Source organism: uncultured Shewanella sp., assembly GCF_947501665.1.
Taxonomy (GTDB): domain Bacteria; phylum Pseudomonadota; class Gammaproteobacteria; order Enterobacterales; family Shewanellaceae; genus Shewanella.
Map to the genome: position 1 here is coordinate 1 of NZ_CANMWS010000003.1, position 22,952 is coordinate 22,952.

At 40.0% G+C, this 22,952-nt stretch carries 18 protein-coding genes; 6 read left to right on the plus strand and 12 right to left on the minus strand.

All coding sequences use genetic code 11. The features are described from left to right. The coding region (locus tag Q0976_RS02635) for an amino acid adenylation domain-containing protein (RefSeq protein ID WP_299490672.1) at positions 1–2,985 on the plus strand (2,985 nt) is incomplete at its 5' end. 277 nt (positions 2,986–3,262) lie between these two features. After that, positions 3,263–5,581 (plus strand): ExeM/NucH family extracellular endonuclease, encoded by a 2,319-nt coding sequence (locus Q0976_RS02640; protein WP_299490674.1) that lies wholly within the window; start codon positions 3,263–3,265, stop codon positions 5,579–5,581. Positions 5,582–5,634: 53 nt separating this feature from the next. On the opposite strand, the gene Q0976_RS02645 is transcribed toward Q0976_RS02640, so the two are convergent. After that, positions 5,635–6,309: a helix-turn-helix transcriptional regulator gene (locus tag Q0976_RS02645; RefSeq protein WP_299490675.1), complete on the minus strand. Its 675-nt coding sequence runs from the start codon at positions 6,307–6,309 to the stop codon at positions 5,635–5,637. A gap of 142 nt (positions 6,310–6,451) precedes the next feature. On the opposite strand from Q0976_RS02645, the gene Q0976_RS02650 reads away from it, so the two are divergent. The 3 genes from Q0976_RS02650 to katB all read left to right on the plus strand — a co-directional run bounded on the left by Q0976_RS02650 (position 6,452) and on the right by katB (position 8,939). After that, positions 6,452–6,793: an NIPSNAP family protein gene (locus Q0976_RS02650; RefSeq protein ID WP_299490677.1), complete on the plus strand. Its 342-nt coding sequence runs from the start codon at positions 6,452–6,454 to the stop codon at positions 6,791–6,793. Further along, positions 6,790–7,092: an antibiotic biosynthesis monooxygenase gene (locus Q0976_RS02655; protein WP_299490679.1), complete on the plus strand. Its 303-nt coding sequence runs from the start codon at positions 6,790–6,792 to the stop codon at positions 7,090–7,092. Before Q0976_RS02650 ends, Q0976_RS02655 begins: the two co-directional genes overlap by 4 nt. A gap of 377 nt (positions 7,093–7,469) precedes the next feature. Continuing rightward, a complete protein-coding gene (gene katB, locus Q0976_RS02660; protein WP_299490681.1) occupies positions 7,470–8,939 on the plus strand; it encodes a catalase KatB in 1,470 nt (489 codons plus the stop codon). A gap of 60 nt (positions 8,940–8,999) precedes the next feature. On the opposite strand, the gene Q0976_RS02665 is transcribed toward katB, so the two are convergent. Further along, positions 9,000–9,557 carry a TMEM165/GDT1 family protein gene (locus tag Q0976_RS02665; protein ID WP_299490683.1) on the minus strand — a complete coding sequence of 186 codons (558 nt, stop codon included), beginning with the start codon at positions 9,555–9,557 and terminating at the stop codon, positions 9,000–9,002. A 506-nt stretch (positions 9,558–10,063) separates the two neighbouring features. Here Q0976_RS02665 and Q0976_RS02670 point away from each other — a divergent pair. Continuing rightward, positions 10,064–11,254, plus strand: a complete 1,191-nt coding sequence (locus tag Q0976_RS02670) for an aromatic amino acid transport family protein (protein ID WP_299490685.1) — start codon at positions 10,064–10,066, stop codon at positions 11,252–11,254. Between the two features lie 60 nt (positions 11,255–11,314). Here the strand turns inward: Q0976_RS02670 and Q0976_RS02675 are convergent, their stop codons facing one another. The 10 genes from Q0976_RS02675 to Q0976_RS02720 all read right to left on the minus strand — a co-directional run bounded on the left by Q0976_RS02675 (position 11,315) and on the right by Q0976_RS02720 (position 22,950). Further along, on the minus strand, positions 11,315–12,754 hold the full coding sequence (locus Q0976_RS02675; RefSeq protein WP_299490686.1) for an NADH-quinone oxidoreductase subunit N: 1,440 nt from the start codon (positions 12,752–12,754) through the stop codon (positions 11,315–11,317). Between the two features lie 102 nt (positions 12,755–12,856). Next, positions 12,857–14,350 (minus strand): NADH-quinone oxidoreductase subunit M, encoded by a 1,494-nt coding sequence (locus tag Q0976_RS02680; RefSeq protein ID WP_299490688.1) that lies wholly within the window; start codon positions 14,348–14,350, stop codon positions 12,857–12,859. Positions 14,351–14,365: 15 nt separating this feature from the next. Next, positions 14,366–16,270, minus strand: a complete 1,905-nt coding sequence (gene nuoL / locus Q0976_RS02685) for an NADH-quinone oxidoreductase subunit L (RefSeq protein ID WP_299490690.1) — start codon at positions 16,268–16,270, stop codon at positions 14,366–14,368. Between the two features lie 26 nt (positions 16,271–16,296). After that, positions 16,297–16,596, minus strand: a complete 300-nt coding sequence (gene nuoK, locus Q0976_RS02690) for an NADH-quinone oxidoreductase subunit NuoK (protein WP_299490692.1) — start codon at positions 16,594–16,596, stop codon at positions 16,297–16,299. A gap of 10 nt (positions 16,597–16,606) precedes the next feature. Next, entirely contained in the window at positions 16,607–17,122 is a 516-nt protein-coding gene (locus Q0976_RS02695) for an NADH-quinone oxidoreductase subunit J (protein WP_299490695.1), read from the minus strand. Positions 17,123–17,216: 94 nt separating this feature from the next. Next, a complete protein-coding gene (gene nuoI / locus Q0976_RS02700) occupies positions 17,217–17,744 on the minus strand; it encodes an NADH-quinone oxidoreductase subunit NuoI (RefSeq protein WP_299490699.1) in 528 nt (175 codons plus the stop codon). 20 nt (positions 17,745–17,764) lie between these two features. Continuing rightward, on the minus strand, positions 17,765–18,754 hold the full coding sequence (gene nuoH / locus Q0976_RS02705; RefSeq protein ID WP_299490702.1) for an NADH-quinone oxidoreductase subunit NuoH: 990 nt from the start codon (positions 18,752–18,754) through the stop codon (positions 17,765–17,767). A 4-nt stretch (positions 18,755–18,758) separates the two neighbouring features. Then, positions 18,759–21,104 (minus strand): molybdopterin-dependent oxidoreductase, encoded by a 2,346-nt coding sequence (locus tag Q0976_RS02710; RefSeq protein WP_299490704.1) that lies wholly within the window; start codon positions 21,102–21,104, stop codon positions 18,759–18,761. Further along, complete coding sequence (gene nuoF, locus Q0976_RS02715) at positions 21,104–22,408, minus strand: NADH-quinone oxidoreductase subunit NuoF (protein ID WP_299490706.1); 1,305 nt, start codon at positions 22,406–22,408, stop codon at positions 21,104–21,106. Before nuoF ends, Q0976_RS02710 begins: the two co-directional genes overlap by 1 nt. Continuing rightward, positions 22,408–22,950 (minus strand): NAD(P)H-dependent oxidoreductase subunit E, encoded by a 543-nt coding sequence (locus Q0976_RS02720; protein ID WP_299490708.1) that lies wholly within the window; start codon positions 22,948–22,950, stop codon positions 22,408–22,410. The genes nuoF and Q0976_RS02720 overlap by 1 nt, the downstream gene beginning before the upstream one ends. Between the last annotated feature and the right edge of the window lie 2 nt (positions 22,951–22,952).

The following is a 22,952-nucleotide window of genomic DNA, read 5'->3' on the forward strand; positions in this document are numbered from 1 at the left end:
GGTATTTGGAAACAAGTTTTGGGTGAAGATACCGTTATTGAATCCGATTCCCACTTTTTTCAATTGGGTGGTAATTCACTGTTAATATTGAAAATTCAACTGTTAATATTTGAACGATTTCACATTGATTTACCGCTTAGCTTGATATTTAAACGACCGTTCCTTAGGGACTTAGCCAAAGCTGTTGAAAATGGTAGTGAAAGTGACAATAGCGTCCCCCTGAGTGTTCCACTTTCAAATAGTACTAGCTTCCCTCTAACTAATGAACAAACTCGAATATACCTGACTCAAATGTTTGAACAATCAAACTGTTACAATGTACCGTTATTCTTTACTTTACCGCCAGACGTATTATTTGAACAACTCACAGAAGCAGTTCGTAACGTTATTCAAGCTCATCCTGCACTAAGAATGAGACTTATCGAAGAGCAAGGTGAGATAAAACAGCAGTTACTTGACTCAGATGAGATTGATATTGGTCAGATTTCAGTTCATCCATTGGAATGGAGCTGTTTGCAGCAGCGATTGAGTATTGAAACCGTTGATCTGGAAAAAGGGGTCTGCAACATATATTTCGTAAAAATTGAAGGCGAAGAATCTGTTTTAGTACTTAATGTCCATCATATTGCTATTGATGGACAATCCATTGATACGCTAACGAAAGCGTTAAATAAAGCTTTAGCAAGTGAACAACTTTCCACAGATGACGGTTTTATTCGCCATGCTTTATGGCAACAAACTCAAGAATATGATTTGGAAATTAGTAAGCAGATTGTATATTGGAAAAATCGATTTAATTTGGTAGATGGTACAACGGTCGTTCCATATCTAACGACCCCCAGTGACTCTAAAGCGAGCGCGTACTCTACTTTTTCTCTTTCTACTGAGTTAGTTCTTCGGTGTCGAGAAATGGCCAGAACACTAGGAGTCAGTGAGTTTACTTATTGGTCGGGTATTGTTTCTCTGGTGATAGGCCGTTTAAGCCAAAGTAATTTTGTGACTCTATTAACACCCGTTGCTAAGAGAGTTAATCACACCGAAATCGACAGTATTGGTTTTTTTGCTAATACGATCCCTTTGTTTTCTCAATGGGTGGAAACTCATAGTTTCGAAGCGTTTATAAAAAAAAGACAGCTGGAATTAACTGAGGACTTTTGTCATCAATTGCTCTCTTACGATAAAATTAAACAGGTATTGAATTGTAAAGAGAGGCTTTCTGAAGTGCTATTTAGTCTTTCTCAAAACGTTCCCTACTCAAATCTAGCCGTAGGCAGAAATGAAGGGGTGAAGTTTGATTTTGCTATAACGATGAATTTGGAAACCCGTTCCCCAATAATAGAGTTTGAATATCGAGCGTGTGCTTACAGTGCAAATGCCGTTGAGAGTTTTTTCGCGACATTGGTTTATGTGGCAGAGCAAGTATCTGAATGTCCGAGACTTCTTTTAAATCAAGTTCAACTGGTTAAAGGTAAGCCTATCATTGAGGCTCAGGTGGCACTGACCTTAGAAGATAAGTGGATTAGCGTGCCTCATCAAATTATTCAAATGGCTGAGCATTACCCCGATATTTTAGCGCTGACGGTAGGAGCTGAAAAATTTAGCTACGAGGAAGTGAAAGTGAAGGCGACTCGAGTTGCTGGGTATATTCAGTCTATTGGTATTGGAAAGGGACATAGGGTTGCAATTATGATGTCGCGTACAGCAGAGTTACCGATATCTCTGCTTGGGATCTTGCTATCTGGTGCTGCATATGTTCCTCTTGACCCTGATTATCCGTTGGAAAGGAATAGGTATATTTTAGAGGATGCAGATGTCCACTTGGGGATTCATAACGGAGAGATAGTATCTGATTTAGAGCAGATTAATTGGCTAAATATAGCTGAAATTGAAACGACAAATAGCGAATTCAGTTTTGAACCCATTGCGATCTTCGGCGATGACACTTCACATATTATTTATACTTCAGGTTCAACAGGTAGGCCAAAAGGTGTTGTAATTTCTCATCAAGGTGTTACCGCATTGCAAAATTGGGCTCGACAAACATACTCAGGTAGTGATTTACAATGTGTATATGCAAGCACTTCAATATGCTTTGATTTATCCATATTTGAAATTTTAGTCACTTGGAGCCTCGGTGGAAGATTCCACTTTGCGTGTAATATATTGCAGTTGATAGATGACGTCGAAACTTTGCCAATTACATTGATTAACACTGTACCTTCTTTGTTGAATGAGGTTCTTAGGTTCATTGACCTTCCGGACAAGCTAAAAGTGGTCAATTTGGCTGGAGAGCCATTATCTAAATCTCTTGCTCAGAATATTATGGAAAATTCAGAAGCAACACGCTTATATAACCTATATGGCCCAAGTGAAGATACCACTTATTCAACGGCTTTTTTGGTTAAAGATTGTATTAATAATAAAATTTTTATCGGTTCTCCTATCAATGGTACTGGAGCGAAAGTATGTGATAGTGATGGTAGAGAAGTCCCCAATTATTTCACTGGTGAATTGTATTTATCTGGGCATGGTTTAGCGAAAGGGTATTGGAATAACCAAAAACTTACCCAAGAAAAGTTTGTACAAGATAGTCGGGGCGTTATTTATTATAAAACAGGTGATTTGGTTCGGTATGAAAATGAGGGGAACTTGTTCTATATAGGCAGAAAAGACGACCAGATTAAACTTAGAGGTTTTCGCATTGAGTTGGGAGAAATAGACAGTGTATTACAAACTTATAGAGGGGTTGTTGAATCCTGCACTATGGAAGTTAATATCGCTGATTCCAAGAAGCTTATCGCATTCATAACCGTTCAAGGTGAGGGGATAAACGGTAATGTGTTATCAAATTATTTAAGAGAAAGGTTACCTAACTTTATGATCCCTGAGCAGTTTAAGATGATACGGCGTTTTCCATTAACGCCTTCAGGGAAAAAAGATAGGCAAGCTTTAAGGAGAGACTATTTAAACTGGTTGAATAATTAATCAAGGTAGTGTTGAGTTAATCACATCTCGATAGGAGGGAGCCTTAGGCTCCCTTTTTTATGTTTATCTTTTAATTTATTGATTTCATTAATGGTAAGAGGCTTTATCTTGCAAGTAACTTTGTGTTACTTTTGTTTTTAATTTGTTATTTGTTGTGTTTTTCTATCCCTCTTGCTCGTCTTTTACCTGAATTTTATGTGTGCATTAACGTGTTCATCATAGGGATATGCGTAATTGGCCAGTTTGATAAATAAGTTTGATAAATAAGGTTGATAACATGGTTTGTAGAACAAAATTGACTATGACGTCGTTGGCGCTTGCCGCGATGCTGCCAAGTATGGCACAAGCAGACATAAGTAAGGCATCCCTTGCCAGCCAAGGGGTGACTAATGCTGTTGCAATCGAAGCAATTGATTGCACTGAGTCTGTTATCACATCCATCGATGATATTCAGGGAACAGAGGCTGTGAGTCCTTTAGCCACTATAGAAGGGGACGAGTCAGGGGTGCTTTATTCAGAGAATGAACTTTATGTAAAAGGGGTGGTAACGGCCCGAGGTGAGGGATTGTTAAAAGGCTTTTACCTACAACAAATAAATGGCGTTAATTCACCATTTAGCTCAAATGGCATTTTTGTGGCCTTAAGTGGTGTCGCACCAGACAGTATTCAACCTGGTATTCAAGTGTGTGTTCAGGGGAAAGTAAAAGAGGATAACGGCTTAACTCAAATTGATTTAACTATTGAGCCTAAAATGCAAATAGGTGAGAGCACTTCCTTGCCTGAACCAAGGCTATTGTCAGTCAGTGATGGAGAGAGTTTGGCAACGGCCCTTGAGCGTGTTGAGGGAATGAAGATTACGCTTGATGAGCAGAGTGATTTACGCGTGTCACGTAACTTTGGTTATGATGGCAGTGTGGGGCGCAATAATTTAATGTTATCCCATAAAGGGACATTAGTGAAAGCGACACAAGTGTACTCTGCGTTATCCAATTCGGCGATAGCCCTTGAAGTTAAGAATAAAGCGAATCGATTAATTGTTGAATCAGACTTGTCAGCCCCAGATGGTATAATTCCTTATTTTACCGATTTTGACCCCGAATTGAGCTATATTCGCACTAACGATCGTATCACTGGCCTTGAAGGCATGGTGACTTTTAGTGACGGCGAATATCGCTTGGTGGTGACCAATTCAATTGCGATGAGTGACTTAACCCACTTGAGTGACAGAGCCGCGGCGCCCGAACTTGCTGAGAATGCCGATATCCGTGTGGCGAGTTTTAATGTGCTGAATTTTTTTAATTCTGCTTTTGGTGGAGATGAAAATGCCACTCAAGGGAGTGACATTCGAGGGGCTAAAACAGAGCATGACTTTAAATTACAGCGCAGTAAAATCGTTAATGCCATAGTGGAGATGAATGCCGATATTATTGGTTTAATGGAAATTGAAAATAATGGATTTGGTGATAAAAGTGCGCTACAAAATTTATTGAATGCCCTTAATAAAGAATTTCCAAAAGAATTAGCCTATCAGTTTATTGAAATCAGTGATAATGATAAATATCAAGGGCGTTATTTAGGTACTGACTCCATCATGGTTGGGCTTTTATATCGACCCGAGAAAATGTCACCCCTTGATGATGCGTTTGTGATTGAAATGCCAGAGCAACATGTGATTGAGGGAATAGCTGATCGCGGCATTCAAGCTGATCCTGAAAATGGGATTGAAGCGGAACCTGATTTAAACCCGGCTTTTGATAAGTCTCAGCGTTATAGCTTAGGGCAATCGTTTAGTATTAATGAAGAGTCATTAACGATTGTGGTGAATCACTTTAAATCAAAAGGATCGGCTTGTTTTGAAGACTGGATTGATAACAGTGAATATACAGAGCCCAGTGATCTACAAGGGCATTGTAATGAATTTAGAGTATCCGCGGCTAAGGTATTAGCTGAGTCAGTACAAAATATTGAGAATGATTTACTGATAATCGGTGATTTTAACAGTTATGGTATGGAAGATCCTCTTAGAGTATTAACTGATTATGATGCATCAGAATTAGATTTTGGTAGTGCTGAAAATGCACAGACTTGCCCTCTCACTTCAACCACTTCTAGTTCTGTGACAGCGCAGCCTATTTGCACGGCATCATGGACAACCTTGGAAGGGAATGTATATGAACAGCATGGTCGTGAAATTGAAAAAGGTTACGGATTGGTTAACCTTAATACGCTGAAAAATGGTTTATCGACTTATTCATATAATTACAATGGTGAAGTGGGGAGTTTAGATCATGCCATAGGTAATGAGAGTCTAACGACACGAGTAGTCAATGTCATTAACTGGCATATTAATGCGCCTGAGTCGAGTTTATTTGAATATTCGAGCCAATATACCGGAGAGCTTGAAAAATCATCGAATGTGTATTCTTCATCAGACCATGATCCTCTTTTGATTGACCTTTATTATCCAGATGTGACCAGTATTGAAATACCAGAAAAAACCCCTGAAGCAGAAGAAGATGATGGCGGTAGTTTACAGTTTATCGGTATTGCTTTTTTAGCGTTATTAGGGGGCGTCAGACGCCGATTGTCAGTGTAATGAGTAATAAAGTTGAGAAGGCTTAATGCCTTCTCTTTTTATTCCGATAAGCACTAGATGCCATAGCGTTTTGAAAATTGAATGAGTCCTTGTGGCGTGAACTCAATGGCTCTTGAGTCTAAGTCTCTGACAGCCCACTTTTTATTGAGTAAATCGGTTAATATCCACTTCCCTAGTTGGCCTGCCATATGGCTTCTTCTTTCGCTCCAATCTAAGCAGGTTTTACATTGAGGTCGCTGATTGGTGTTGGAGGTAAAAATGTCGTTATCCATAGCTTCGAAAAAATGACGCCCACTTTTTGTTAATTGCGTACTGTTATCCTGTTCAATGATATATTGGTTGAGTATTAAGCTGTCGTATAAGGTGACGCCTAATGTCCCCGCCAGATGATCGTAGCACACTCTTGCCTGTTTTAATCGAGGATCCTTGGGACCTGTCGCTACTTTATTGAGTGACAAAGCTGAACTGATATTAAGGAGTTGTTTGAGTAACGCGGCAATATTGTGATCAAACAATTGAAAATATCGATGTCGGCCCTGTTTTCTGACTCGAATCAATTTTCCTTCAATTAGTTGATTTAAATGGTGACTTGCTGTCGAGGTACTGATTTCACCTTCTATAGCTAATTCAGTGGCTGTGAGGGCTTTACCCGATAGTAATGCCGTTAGCATATTAGCGCGTGTTGGATCGCCTATGAGTGCGGCGATATAAGCGATATTAGGCGTCATTCTCCTTTCTTCTCCTTTCTATTATTCGTTTTGACATAAAATCGTGATGCTTCGATGGTTATCGAAGCATCACGATTTTATGAGTTTTATACTTCTTTTCATACAAATAACAAGTCAAAACGCAAATAAGAAGGAAAGGCTGATGATGACCATCACTTGTTTTATTGAGTATAAGATTGATCCTACTAAAATAAAATTATTTCAACAGTATGCAAAAAATTGGGGAAGTATTATTCCAAATTGTGGCGGTGAATTAGTCGGGTATTTTTTACCCCATGAAGGCACAAATAATGTGGCGTTTGGTTTGATTAGTTTTAGTAGTTTGGCTGATTATGAACAATATCGAGAGCGTCTCAAAAAAGATGAATTAGGTGGTAAGAATTTTTTGTTTGTTCAGCAAGAACAATTTATTTTGGAAGAAAAGCGTACATTCCTGATGACTACTCCTGAAACATACTTAAAAAGTGCAGGAGAAAAGAGATGATTGCGGTGATCTTTGAAGTTCAGTCTAATGAGGCAGGTAAAGATGAATATTTTAGTATTGCGGCAGAATTGAAAAGTCATTTACTTAACATACAAGGGTTTATTTCTATAGAGCGCTTTCAAAGCATCAATGATCCAAATAAGTTTTTATCTTTATCATTCTGGGAAAATGAAGCTGCTGTTAAACAATGGCGGAGCCACGTTTTACATCGTAAAGCACAGGATAAAGGTAAAAATGATCTTTTTTTCTCATATCGAATAAGAGTGGCGCAAGTTAGCCGAGATTATGGGGATATGTAATTATTCTAGTAATACTTCAAGATGCCTGTTCTAAAAGGCTTTTTATTCCAGATGAATTCTGTGTCTTGAAGTATTTTAAATGGCATATAAATCAGTTAAACAGATAATGAATTGAAAGGAATTTGTCTATGTCTTATTGTAGGTTTTATGATTCTTAATCGTTTTTTTTATGTGTTAGTCTTGTTTTTTTTAATAGCTTAAGTCGATTAGTTTGATTGTATTTAATCGTTATAAAAATTAATTTAATTCGACTAGTATTAGTTTATCGGTAAATCACGTATACCTAAGCGCTAAATAAAAGTGGATTGTGCTGTAAAAGTGCTTTCATTCACAGCTTTTTCACTATTGTAGTCGATTAATTAATGAGGATTAAGATAATGAAGATCAACGATCAAGAGGGTTATTTAACAGCACAAAATGGTGCACCAATTGCAGATGATCAAAACTCATTATCTGCAGGAGAGCGTGGTCCACTACTACTGCAAGATTGGCACTTAATTGAAAAATTGGCGCACTTTAATCGAGAGCGGATCCCTGAAAGGGTTGTACATGCCAAGGGGACTGGGGTATACGGAGTGTTTACATTAACTAAGGATTTGAGCCAATATACCCTTGCTGAGCATTTTAATGGCATTGGTAAAAAAACCGCTACATTTCTTCGTTTTTCTACTGTCGGTGGAGAGATGGGGTCGGCGGATGCTGAACGTGATCCTCGAGGATTTGCGTTACGTTTTTATACTCAAATGGGAAACCATGATATTGTCGGGAATAATACTCCCACTTTCTTTTTAAGAGATGGGATAAAATTCCCAGACTTTATTCATACGCAAAAACGCAACCCGGAAACTAATTTAAAAGATCCACAAGCCATGTGGGATTTTTGGTCGCTTAACCCTGAAGCGCTACATCAAGTGACTATTTTGATGTCAGATCGGGGGATTCCTGCCAATTACCGACAAATGCATGGTTATGGTTCACATACTTTCTCATTCTGGAATGCATCCGGTGAACGCTTTTGGGTGAAATTTCATTTTAAAAGTTTACAAGGAGTGGTGAATTTAACCGGAGAGCAAGCTGATATTTTAAAGGGGATCGATCCTGATTCTTCTCAGCGAGATATGGTTGCTGCTATTCGTGATGGTAATTTTCCTAAATGGGCTGTTAAAGTACAAATCATGCCTGAAGCCGATGCAAATACCTATCATATTAACCCATTTGATTTAACAAAAATTTGGCCTCATAAAGATTACCCATTGATTGAAATTGGTGAATTAGAGCTGAATAAAATGCCTGAGAATTATTTTGCAGAGGTTGAACAAGCTGCATTTGCTCCGAGTAATTTGGTACCGGGTGTTGGCGCTTCACCTGATAAAATGTTGCAAGCTCGCCTATTTGCATACGCTGATGCGCAGCGCTATCGCATTGGGGCTAACTACAATCAATTGCCCGTTAATTGTCCTCATGCGGCAAAAGCAGATCATCATCAACGTGGCGGCGCGATGGCGGGGACCCAGTGTCCTTATAATGGCAATCAAACAGGTGGTGATAATAGTCCTAATTATGGACCCAATTCATTAGCAGGCTTAAAAGATGCGACACAGTTTGCTGAGCCACCTTTAAGGTTAGCAGGTGAGGCCGATCGTTATAGTCGTTACGATCAAGATGATTTTACACAAGCGGGTAACTTGTATCGTATTTTTTCAGAAGAAGAAAAGTCGCGTTTAGTGGCAACGATTACCGATACGCTGTCACAAGTCACACTTGAAACGCAGCAGAAGATGTTGGCCCATTTTGAAAAAGCAGACAGTGATTATGGCGCTCGTATTAAAAGTGCATTGGGTTTGTAACTGGCAATAATATGTCTCATATAAGGGAAGTGAATACTTCCCTTATATCGTTTAGACGAGCTAAGGCCATAATAGGGTAGCAATACCTTGTAGTACAAATAACATGGCGCACAATCGATGGATCAATAGCATCGGGAGTTTCTCGCTACTGAATCGTGCCAAAAAGACCATAGGAACATTAGCTATCATCATGCCTAATGTGCTCCCTACCACCACTAAGGTTAAATTTTGATATTTAGCGGCGAGTATCATAGTTGCCACTTGTGTTTTATCTCCCATCTCGGCAAGAAAAAATAAGCAAAATGTTGCTAAAAATGGCCCAAATTTATATAAATTACTGTCTTTTGTATCGACTTTATCAGGAATTAATATCCATAAGGCTAATGAGAACAAGGCGCCCGCAACTAAATATTTGACAGTGGTTGGGCTAATATAACTCATTAACCATTCACCTAACCACGCGGCTAAAACGTGATTTAACAGTGTGGCAATTAACATGCCTAAAATAATGGCTGTTTTATTGTGGAATCGAGCGGCAAGTATAAGAGCTAATAATTGGGTTTTATCGCCAATTTCTGCAATGGCAATACTGAAGGTCGATGTGATTAACGCTTCCAAGATAGTGATCCTTTAGGGGCGGCAAAAACGGCTGAATACAATAAACCGCCACCCCGAAGTGTGGTTATTGTACTCAGGTCTTGCTGGAAAGCCTCAAACAGAAATGTCCTGATATAAGACTTGCTGTCAGCACCATGGCATGTGGCCAAGTATGTTGATGCGGACCCAATTTTTATGAAATTAATACATAAAAATTGTTAGCTACTCCCCTGAAGTAGGCTGTGCATTATAAAGTGATATGCGTAAAGTGCAATGAGTATCAATGGATGCAATGGGGGGGCGAAATGATTTAGGTATTTAGGTTACTGCAATGGTACTTTAATGTTTTTTTTTGTTTTTGCTTTGTGTTTTAGTTAAACCTTATTTGTTTTGCGGCTGGGCAAGGTGGTAGTTTATGTTGACGTCAATGACTTGCTGGAGTGGTGAATAGATTTATTTTGCTTTTGCTTTTTTGATTAGGTTATCTTGATGCCATAACGATAAAATATAATAAACAGGATGAACTTGTGAATTTAAAAATATTAGGTTCAATTGCGATAGTGGCAGGTACGGCTATTGGGGCTGGAATGTTAGCCTTGCCATTAGCCACTGCGGCGTTAGGAATGTTTCCCGCAGTAGTATTACTTGTTGCTATTTGGGGAATATCGATTTATACCTCCCTATTAATGTTAGAAGTTAATTTACGCTCAGGTGTGGGGGATAATGTTCATGCAATAACGGGGAAGTTACTTGGAAAAAAAGGGCAATTTATTCAAGGTTTATCTTTTTTAAGTTTACTTTTTGCGTTAACAGCGGCCTATTTAACTGGAGGCTCATCTTTATTGGTGTTAAAAGCGCGTACGATGTTTGATGTCGTGCTTGATAATCAGTTAGCGGTCATTCTTTTTACTGTGTGCCTAGGTTTGTTCGCAGCACTTGGTGTTGCTTGGGTTGATAAAGTCTCTCGATTTTTGTTTTCACTAATGGTGATACTACTGGTTGTAATGGTGGGCGTGTTATTACCTGAGGTGAGTCCATCTAAAATGGCCATGGAAGTGTTGACCGAAGACGCTCATATTTCTATTTGGATGGCCGCAATCCCGGTGGTATTTACTTCTTTTGGTTTCCATGTGTGTATTGCCACTTTGGTGAGGTATCTAGAAGGGGATGCCATTGCGTTACGCAAAGTATTAGTTATTGGTTCCAGTTTGCCTTTAGTGTGTTATATCCTTTGGCTTGCTGTGAGTTTAGGTACGGTTGGTGGCGAGGCAATTTACGGCTTTGCTGGCTCTTTACCTGCTTTGGTGAGCGCGCTTCAAGAAATGGCAAATCAAGAATGGATCAGTAAATTTATCGCTTTATTTGCCGATCTTGCATTAGTCACTTCGTTTTTAGGTGTTACACTCAGTTTATATGATTTTATTGCTGAACTCACTCGAGCAAATGATACATTACTTGATCGCGTTCGAACTTGGCTGATTACTTTTATTCCTCCATTATTGTGTGCTTTATATATTCCTGATGGCTTTGTGGCAGTATTAGGCTTTGCCGCTATTCCACTTGTTTTTATGATTATCTTTTTACCGATATTGATGGCATTGAAGCAGAGAAAGGAGGTTGTTAGTGGTTATCAGGTATCTGGTGGAAATATAGGCTTATTTTTGATTGGTGTTGCGGGGATGATTATTATTGCGGCTCAATTATGGGGGGCGTTGTAATACTGATAAGAAGCGGCTTAATCGTCGCTTCTTATTCTATCTATTTAATAAAGAGAGTTGTTAGCGTATTCCCATTCCGTAGTTAATCAAAGGTTGAGCCCAAATACCAAGCGCAATGACAATGATGGTTGTGAGAATAATGAAAATATGATTACTCCAATACAGCAAGTGATAGTGTTTTAAAATCGGGCGCTCTAGCTTTAATTCAGCGTTGTTTTGAATAGGTTGATAGATAACAAGGATCAATTTTAAATAATAATATAATGCAGCAGCGCTACTAAGAATAATGATAATGGCAACAGCATATTGACCATTATTGAGTGTGGTTTGTAATACTAATAACTTGGCAAAAAAACCACTTAGAGGTGGGATCCCTGCTAAAGATAAAATGATTAGCGTCATACAAAGCCCAACAATAGGTTGGCGTCTCCCGATTCCAGAAAGTCTATCACGTGTGATGACCTTTTGATGGTTTTCTAAACTGTTTAATATACTGATAGCGGCAAATGTCATTAAAGTATAACTCACACTGTAATAGATCACGACGGTGAAGCTGGTGGACTGATAAAAGGCTAATGGGATTAGTATTACTCCTAAATGACTGATTGATGAGTAGGCTAATAGGCGTTTGATATTACTTTGCTTTAATGCTAGTAATGTACCAAAAATCATACTGATAATAGCGATAGCAGTGAGAATTGGCGACAAATATTGCCAAAGTGATTCACCTAACCAATATGGGAGCAGTAAAGCCCATGCCAGAATGGCGAGTTTAGCGATAGTGCCAATAAAACTGACTACGGGCAGCGGGGCACCTTCATAAAAGTCAGCTAGCCAATTATGAAAAGGGGCGATAGCCAGTTCAAAACCTACTCCAATGATAATGAATGCTAACCCTATAAATGTAATGATGTCATTGCCTTTGTCACTATTCATGCCGTTGGCTATTTCTGAAAATAATAAACTTCCCGCACCTAAATAGGTGATGGCAATGCCCATGATTAAAAAGGCCGAGGCAACACCAGCAATGATAGTGAGCTTACTTGCTGCCTCAATAGCGCCATAGCGATTAGGTGACCAAATACAGAGACAAAAACTGGAAATAGTGACTAATTCAATACCCAGTAAAAAAGCGATAAGGTTATTGCTGGGTATAATGCTCATCCCTAATACGCAAAACACCAGTAAACTGTAAAATATTTCATCAAGTTGACGTAAAAGAGAGAGTGAATTTACTGACATCCATAAGGTGATGAGTCCTATTGCACAAAAAAAGATAATGCAAGATTGAGTAAATCGATTGATTAAAACAAAGTTCTCTACAGTGTGTTGTGCGTTGAGTTGTTGGGCAGATAAAAGAATGGTCAATATGAAGGTTAATGCTGTAAAAAACAGTGGTACTTTATGGGTGCCCGGTAATAGCCCTGTGAGTAAAATGACTAACCCGCCTAAACCTAAGGTGATATAGGGTGATAAGTACAGTAAGTCGGATAATGGCATGCCTATTCCTCCTTAGGGGAAATAAGAGGCAAAAAATGGGTAACAAGGCGTTTATTATTAAGTTTAATATTGGCCGTATTAATGTGCGTGAGAAAATACATGTTAGCCTCCCCTTAATGCATGAAAATGGTGATCAATAATATGATTAACAGCGTGATGAAGAGGTTGTAGAAACGTATCTGGAGAAATGCCTAACCATAAAACGGCAACGACAAGCAATGATAAAGGCATCATTTCTCGCCAACTGAGATCACTGAGTTTGGCTTGTTGTTGATTTTCGTTATTGGAGGATGGTGCAGCATAGGGGCCTAACATGGCCCGCTCATAGCAACGTAAAAAGTAAGCAATACTGATAACAATACTTAAAGCGGCTAAACTGGCCCATAAAGGTGAGCTTTGATAGCTTCCAACGAGGATGAGAATTTCACTAGCAAAATTCCCTAACCCGGGTAACCCAGCGCTGGCCACAAAGAAGAATAATAACATTGCACCTAATTTAGGCATGGGTTTAAATAAACCGCCCATTTTATTCAAATCACCGTCAAATCCTCTTACGGATAGCATCGCGACAAGAGCAAAAATACCTGTAATAGAAAGTGCATGAGCGACTAATTGTAAAATAGAGCCATTAATGGCTTGTAGCTGCATAGCAAAAATGGCCATAACCGCTAAATTCATGTGACTAATACTGGAATAGGCAGCAACGGATCTAAGGTTATTTTGTTGATAAGCTATCAGGCCAGTATAAATCGCACCAATCGCGCTCAATCCCATCATTGTGTGAGATAAGGTGGCAAGGCTTAACGGAGAAACATAGGTACAAATACGTAAAATGCCATAAACGCCCGCATTAGCCATTGCTCCTGAGAGTAAAATTGTGACGGCAGGATGGGCGTTTTTATAGGTTTCTGGTGCCCATAAATGCAGAGGAAATAAAGGCACTTTCACTGCAAAGCCAACCAGTAGAGCCAGAAAAATCCATAAACTATTGTTGATAATAGGTGTGATTAATAAATGATTAAACGCAAAACTGTATACGCCGGTTTCTCGTCCAACTTGAATGTATAAACATAGGATACCGATGAGCATGAATAAAGAAGCACTGACGGTATAAATTAAGAATCTTGTTGCGGCATAAGCGCTTTTTTGACTGCCCCATTGAGTGAGCATGAAATAAAGCGGGATCAACATGATTTCCCAAAAGACATAAAATAGGAGTAAATCTCGAGCAAGGAAAACGCCCAATAACCCACTTAAACTCATTAATAATAATGGACCAAAGCTATCCCAACGCTCAATGCTTTTCCAAGCAACCATAACAGACATCATAGCAATGAAGCTTGAAACTAAGATCATAATCAGGCTAAAACCATCTAATGCGAGTTGATAAGTGACCCCAAGGCTTTGGATCCAAGGGCGAGAAATTGAAACGGTTGAAATAATATCTTTGAGGGAAAGCCCAATACTCAAAATAAAACAAAAAGTTAATATACAAATACTAAGACAAGCTATTTTAGCGATGCCATTTTTCTGATGACAAAAGATGGCAATAATAATGGCGGCGATAAAGGGGAGAAATAGAATGATATTTAACATATTAAGTTCTCTACTTTATTCATAAATAGGGTAAAGGGTGATTAGAATGTAAGCCAACAGCCCAATGGCGCCAATGCAAATGAAATATAAATAGCGAGTTATCAGTCCAGCTTGTGCGTGAGTTAACGCGCGATGTCCCTGATTTAATCCGCCTACAATGTTTAATTCTATTGTTTTAAATAATATTATTTTCTCTATGAATACTCGGCACAAATGGCATAAATAATAATACGGGCTAACAATCCATTTCATGGATAATGTATCGATATACCAAGCTTGGTTTAAAAAGGTGACATTGCCGAGGCCTTGTTGATGTTTGAGTTCTTTGGGGGTGAAATAGCAGGCAAGAGCAATGCCGATAAGACTTGCTGCAATCCCTAAGAGATTAATGACTAATTCAGTATTTCCATGGGGAAGCTTAGGGAGACCAAGATCGCTAGCGAGCCAAGGGATCAGTAGCTCAGGTCCCCAATTCCAAGGCGTCTGTATAAAGCCAATGGTAATACTGAGAAAAGCTAAGATAGCTAATGGGGCCTTCATACTAAAAGTGAATGGGGTAACTTGTATCTCACTGCGAGGTTGGCCGGAAAAAACTATTAAGTACATGCGCATTGAGTAAAGGCCTGTCATTAATGCGCCTAAGAGGGCAAGGGTTGTTAAGTAAAAGCCAAAATCTTGAGTATAAGTGGCAGCAATGATGGGGTCTTTGCTGTAATAACTGGCAGTAATAAAAGGTAAAGCTGCTAAGGTTAAAGAGCCAATAAGGTAAATATAACGCATAAATGGCATTGTGTGTCCTAAACCACCCATTTGACGAATATCATGTTGATCATTAAAGGCTTTAATAATGACACCGCTACTCATGAAAAGGAGCGCTTTAAAACAAGCGTGGACGATTAAATGAAACAGGGCAAAACCATATGCACCTACACCAACAGCGGCAAACATGTAACCAATCTGACTGATTGTGGAGTAAGCCAGTATCTTTTTCAGATCGTTTTGGGCGAGTGCTGCTGACGCTGCAAAAAAAGCGGTAATACAACCAATAAAAGCAATTATAATTTGTAAATCAGGTAAGAGTTCAAATAATGGATGGAAGCGTATGAGTAAATAGACGCCTGCTGTCACCATAGTGGCCGCATGAATGAGTGCAGAGACTGTGCTTGGGCCAGTCATGGCATCGGGTAACCATACATGTAAAGGAAATTGCGCTGATTTTGCTATGGCCGCTAAAATAAGCAATGAGCCTATTAAGGTTAAATTGATGGGAGCGATGTATTGCGCGCCAACAAGTGAGCTAATAATGGGCAGTTCGATAGAGTGAAAATGGGCAAAAATGACCATAATGGCAATCGCTAAAGCGGTATCACCTATACGCGTGACAACAAATGCTTTTCGACCACAATAGGCATAATGGGACTTTTGATAATAAAATGAAACCAATGCATATGAGCACAACCCCATTATTTCCCAGCCTAGGTAAAGTAAAATGAGATCATGGGCCATAACAAAACTGAGCATGCCAAAAATAAATAGATTGAGATAAAAGAAGTAGCGTCTTTCGCCTGTTTCACCTTTCATAAATTGAACAGAAAAGAGGTGGATTAAAAACCCCACGCAACTGGCAACTGTCATCATAATTAGGCTGATTTTATCAACGGTTAATACTAAGTTGACTTGCCAGCTACCCAATGACATCCAAGTAAATAATGATTGTTGGAACAACGGGGTTTTTAAGCTGACTTCGTGAGGCTGATTGATTAATGTGCCCCAGAGGCAAATAACCAATATGGCTGAAATGAATACCATGAATGCAGCAATGCGAGCACAAGTTTGGGCAGAAAAACGATGACCTAAGAGTATAATAAAGCCCGCGCCGATAAGGGGCGCCCCTGGTATTAAGGCGATCAGACTATTCATATTTATGCCCTTAATTATGAAATAAGTTAATCATGCAGATGTTTTAAGTCATCAATATTGCTGATTTTTAGTGTTCGATAACAGTGCATCACAATGAGTAGTGATACTGCCAATTCAGCACCTGCGATGATCATGATAAAGAGGGTTAAGACTTGCCCGAAAGGATCTTGCCAGTGTTGGGCACCGATAATGGCGGCTAATGCAGCACCGTTAAACATGATCTCAATTCCCATTAAAATAAAAAGCAGTTCTTTTCTTACCAGCACAATGCTCAAGCCGATAAAAAATAATAAAAGAGATAGGCTGATACAAATGGGAAGATTCATTTATTTTGCCTCATTTCAGTTTAGATTTAGGTGGAATGAAAGGTTTAGCCAGATACATCACTGCAATTAAGGCAACGAGTAATAAACTGGAAACAACTTCTACGGCTATTTTATAATGACCAAATAAGGCTAAACCGAGTACTTTGGGGTCTAAGGCTGTAATGGGAATATTGTGTGTATTGAGTTGGCTTATAAGAATTAAATAGCAGCTTTCTAATATGAGAATAGATAATAGAATTATGGGTAAAGTGAGGTGGGGCCTGTGAATATAAGCTGTATCATCTTGAGGGTTTATCATAATAAAAAACACGTAGAGGATCATGATAGCACCGATGTATAAGATAATTTGTAAAACGGCAAGTAGAGGAGAGCCTAGCAAGTAAAAGTCGATAGCAAGGGCTAATAATGAAATGATGAGATATACAGCGGCATGCATTGCTTGTTTAACAAAAATGATGGCGATGGAGGTCCCAAGAGCAATGCCGCTGCTGAGGTAAAAAATAAAATCCCAGATTGAGCTTTCCATATTCACATCCGTTATGTTGTTTATATTCCCAGAAGTAAAAGTTATCTAAATGGCTCGTTTTTATTTCATTGTCATGGAAACTGACTTTTTATGGTTAGGGTAAATTAGTATAGACATCCACGGGTTTCTGCTCATCAGGGTTATCACCAATGTCTTTGCCTTTAATAGGCACACCTGCGTGATGGTAAAAACTATAATCAGGATGTTTCCCTGTACCATCAATGAGTAAATCTTGTTTGTTATAGATGAGTTTCTCTCGGTTATCACTACAAAACTCATAGTCTTGTGTTAATTGAATAGCTAAGGTTGGGCAAGCCTCTTCACACAGGCCACAAAGAATACAGCGACTAAAATTAATATCGAATTTTGCAGGATATCGGCGTTCATTTTCATCTTCAGTGCCTTGTATATCAATGCAATCGACTGGACAAACCGATGAGCATAAATAGCAAGAAACGCACCTTTCTTGTCCGTCAGGATCTTTGGTAAGCACGATGCGACCTCGAAAGCGTTCACTGCGTGCTTTTCGTTGCTCTGGATATTGAATAGTGTCTCTAGGACGAAATGCGTGTTTTAAGGTCACAATAAACCCATCAAATATTTCATGAATGATTTTGTACATGCTCCCTCCTTTTGCCTATTTCAAGACGTTAGCCAGAAACTGCAGATGAATGCAGTGACAATGACATTGAGTAAGCTTAAAGGTAGTAAGTATTTCCAGCCAAAGTTCATTAATTGATCATAGCGGGTTCGTGGAACACTTGCTCGCATCCAAACAAAAAAGAACAATATACAGGCTACTTTTAATAAAAACCAAACCGCTCCTAGCCAAGGTAATTCATCAACAAAGGGGCCTCTCCAACCCCCAAGAAAAAGTACTGTGGTTAATGCACTGATTAGAATAATGCCCAAGTATTCACCTAAGAAAAACATGGCAAATGCCATACCACCATATTCTGTGTTATAGCCTGCTGCGAGTTCATTTTCAGCTTCAGGCATGTCAAAGGGAAGGCGGTGAGTTTCAGCAATACCCGCTAAAAAAAACACGATAAAACCTAAAGGTTGTAAGACGATATAAGGGATGGTTTGTGCGAGAATGATGTCATCTAAACTAAAGGAACCCGCTAAAATCACGACGCCCAATAAAGACATTCCCATGGCTAGCTCATAACTGATGAGTTGAGCGATAGTGCGTATTGAGCCAAGCTGAGAGTATTGACTGTGTGAAGCCCAGCCACCAAGAAAAACGCCATAAATGTGTAAGGAACTTAAGGCTAATATGAGTAATAAGCCAATATTTAATCCCGATGCCCAAGATATTCCTGGTGCTAATGGGATCACTGTAAAGCTGACTAAAACAGAAAAAACCACTAATCTCGGCGCTAACATATACAGCCATTTGTCGGCGAAATGAGGGGTGAAAAACTCTTTTGTTAGTAATTTTAAGGCATCGGCTATGGGTTGTAATAGCCCAAAAGGTCCGACACGATTAGGTCCATAACGGTCTTGAAATAAGGCTAGGCCTCGACGCTCTAAGAAGACCATGTATCCTGCGGCCAGCACTAAGACAATACAGGTAATGAACATGCCAATGATGGCGATAATCCAGTAAATCAATAGCTCAGTATTCATGAGATTATTGTTCCTCTGCTATGATGCTGAGGTTATCGATTGAAATAATCGCATTCACTAAGTGGCCCACATGATGAAGCGTTGCACGGGTGAGGGCTAGGCAATCGAGTGCAACATCATTATTGAATATGATGGGAAAAGCATGATCCATATTTGAATGGCAAATTGGACTGTCGTGACTATGACTGGGATTTCCGAGCCTTAATTTACTTTTGATATTAAGATTGAGACGTTTGGCAGTATCAGGATGTAAGTAAATAATGTTGTCTTGCCAAGGTTTAATGGAAGCAATTTCAGTGGCGTAACTGGCTTTGTTGCTACCGCCATGCCAAGTGAGACGAACAACTTGAAGGCCATCGATATTAGTATCAATTGAGACTTGATTGGCTTCGGCGCGGCCTTCAAAGAGAGTGTGTAAATTGAGACATTGTTCTCCAGTGTATTTGAGCGACTCACACTCTGTGTTGGTTTCAATACTGTCTGTTTGTTGTTGAAGAAAATCTTGAGGAGAAATCCCAGTTAATGCTGTGGCTAAGTCTATTGCCGTCAGTGTACCTTCCCGTTCATAAGCAGTCTTAAACCCTTGAATTCTGCCTTCATAATTAATACTGACTCCAGAACGTTCTGACCATGTGGCGTGGGGTAGGATGACATCGGCAATTTGTAATGTGGGTGAATTGACATTATCAAATACGATAAGTTGCTTGATGTGCTCTCGAGTGGGCAGCCAATCAGCTGCGCCAAAACCAAAGGGATCGGCGCCGCAGACGAGTAAGGTTTCAATTTTTTCTTGTCTGACAGCATCAAGTAATTTTGCTGAAGGATATTGAGCGCTGAGCATGGCCGAGCCAGTGGCGTTGGCTCCATTAAGGGCAAAGCCAAGCTGTACTGTGAGTTGTTTGTTTTCGAAAGCTTGACATAAATCATGCAGCGCATGCATTGAGGCAATATCCATCTCTACAGCAACGCCTAGGACAATAATACGTTTGCCAGTTCCTAAATTAGCAAATAAATTGGGTCCCATCTCCTCTGCTTCATGAGATGCATCAAAACTGCTGATAATTTCAGCCCAGTTTTTAGGCGCAGCTTGGTGAATTTGATCTGGGTGTTGCTTTTTGACAATTTCAGCTAATAGTGTTGGGGAGGCATGCAACATATGGACTGCTTTTCCAGCTTTAATTAATTGTCTCACGGCCAAGTCCATCATTGGGGCTGTTTCTGTTAATGCGCCGACAATAATGGCACCATCAGCCGTTTCTATATCCGTTAATGACGGACTATTTCGGCTGAGAGCTAATGCTGCTGCGGTGCGATCTTCAGTTTGAGGCATCACAAAAGGGCTAAAGAGACCATTAAAATGTTCTGCAATATTCGCTAAGGCGTAATGGCAACTGAGATCTTCATCTGGGCTGCTTAAAATACCTATTTTACCTGCTGATTTTGTGAGTATTTCACTAATATGTTCTATGGCTTTTTGATGACTGACATTGGCACCGTTTATTTGAGCGTTGAGGGGCCTGTCTTTGGCCTCACTGTAGTGCTCTCCATAACGGCCTCTATCACAGATGAAGTGAGCATTAACTTTTGTATTTGGAAAAGGGTGAACTCTGCGTAAGCTATTGTCTCTTCCGCCAGGCTGGGTATGACAACCTACGGAGCAATGGCTGCAAATAGATTCGGCTTTTTCTAATTGCCATGTTCGGCTAAATTTGCGCCTAAAGACTTTATCTGTAAAGGTACCCGTAGGGCAGACATCCACTAAATTGCCTGAAAATGGACTGTCGAAATGGCCTGCTTCAGAACGTCTAAAAGTTGTTCTGTTTCCTGAAGCGTATACACCGAAATCATCCCCTAAGGCATAATTTTGATAAAATCGACTACAGCGATAGCATGTGATACATCGATTGGCCGTATTATAAATGAGTGGCCCCATGGCTTGATCCATGTAAGTACGCTTTGGGCCTTTAAAGCGTCGATACGTGTGGTGGGACAAAATAGTCATGTCTTGAAGTTGGCAATCACCCGCTTCATCACAAACAGGACAATCATGGGGATGACGGGTCATGTAATATTCTACGACGCCCTGACGGACATGATCCCCAATACCTTTATTTAAACGGTAACGCTGACCATCTTGAGCTGCTTGTAAGCAAGTGACGACTAATCTTGAATTTTCCCCTTCTTTAGTGGGTTCAAGTTCCATCGTACACATTCGACAGGCGCCTGCAGATCCGAGTGCTTCGTGATAGCAAAAGTAGGGGGCATTAATGCCTGCCTTGAGCGCCGCTTGCAACACATTTTGTCCCGGTTCAAAATCGACTTCTTGATCGTCAATAAAAATCTTACCCATTAGCAATCAACCTTATCATCGAGAGCATCCATTGGCGGGATATGTGCAGAGTGAGTACAACCATGATTATCGATATGCTGGTGGAATAAGGCTTCAAATTTATCCAATCCAGATTTAATGGGCATTAGCGCACCGGGGGCAAAAGCGCAGAATGTGTTGGGGTAAATGATGTCACATAACTCTCGTAAGGTATCGATGTCAGTCACGTCAGCTTCACCCTTTTCAAATTTTTCTAATTGATATTTAACAAAAGGTAGACCATCACGGCACGGGGTGCAAAATCCACAGGATTCTCTTGTGAAAAATTGCATGAGGTTTATCATAAAATCGATGGGGCATAAGCTATCATCCATAATGATTATTCCGCCAGTGCCCAGTCTCGCTCCAACGGTAGGAGGCCCATCCCAGTGCATTGGAATATCGAGATCGTCTGGTAACATGAATTGAGTCGACGCGCCGCCAGGCAAAAAACCCACTAGTTTTCTACCGTCTAATAGTCCGCCAGCGTGTTCATATATCAGTTCTCTTGCTGTCGTTCCTAGGGGGAGTTCAAAAAAACCTGGTTTTTTCACTGGCCCTGAGACTTGAAAGATATGGCTGCCATAAGCGCCATTGGTGCCTTGGTTTTGGAACCATTCAACCCCGTTTTTTAAAATAAAGGGAACATGGCAAATGGTTTCCATATTATTAACAATTGTGGGGCTTCCCCATAGACCTTTTGCGATGGGAAAAGGAGGCTTGGCTCTTGGATTTGCTCGATAACCTTCAAGTGCATTGAGTAGGGCGGTTTCTTCGCCGCAGATATACCGTCCTGCACTCAAATGGACATCAATTTCAAGGTTCCAACCCGAATTGAGAATATTGTAGCCCAGTAAGCCTGCCGCTTTTGCTTCATTGACGGCGGTTTCGAGTCCCTGTGCACCTTTGCGATATTCACCACGAATAAACACAAAGGCTTTGTCTGCTTCAAGAATATAGCTTGAGGCAATAACGCCTTCAATAATGGTGTGTGGATCGCGATACAGTACTTGTCTGTCTTTAAAAGAGCCAGGTTCAGCTTCATCAAGGTTGATGACTAAATACACTGGGTGAGGGGCATCGGGGGCTTTAAAGCTCCACTTAAGCCCAGTGGAAAATCCAGCGCCTCCGCAGCCTCTAAGTCCTGACTCTTTTAGTGTGGCTAATAATGTTTTTCGAGGTTGTCCAATAATATGTTCAAGAGATTGGTATCCACCAGCTTGTCGGTATTCATCGATGTTAAGTGGTGTTGGATGATGAAAGTTTCGACTGAGTATTTTATCCATTAGTTATTGTCTCCCAGTCTTGATGTGGTAATGATATTGGAGCCGCTGCCTTTATTGTTGACATCATGTGGTTGTTGGCTGAGTTTTTTTAAATATTCAGTAATGGAGAGGACTGTTAAGTTTTCGACTTCATCTATTTCATTGAGTAGAGCTGCTGGGGCTTTATCACATAATCCAAGGCAAATACTGGGCAATATCGTAACAGAGCCATCTTTACTGACATCCCCCATAGGCACACCAGTTTCTTTGACGGCAGTATTAATGATGGCTTTACTGCCCATAACATGACAAGAAATACTGTCACAAATTCTAAGGACATGTCGGCCCACTGGCCGACGTCTTAATAAAGTATAAAAAGAGATGAGTTCTTCTTGCTGAGTTTTTGACAGGCCGGTTAGCTCTGTCACAATCTCAATACCTTGATCATTGATATACCCCATTTTATCTTGGACGGCATAAAGACAATATATTGCCCCAGCTCGAGGTTCTGGGTAATGATTGACATGTTGTTTTAGGTGGCTCAATTCATCCGCTGTGAACATAG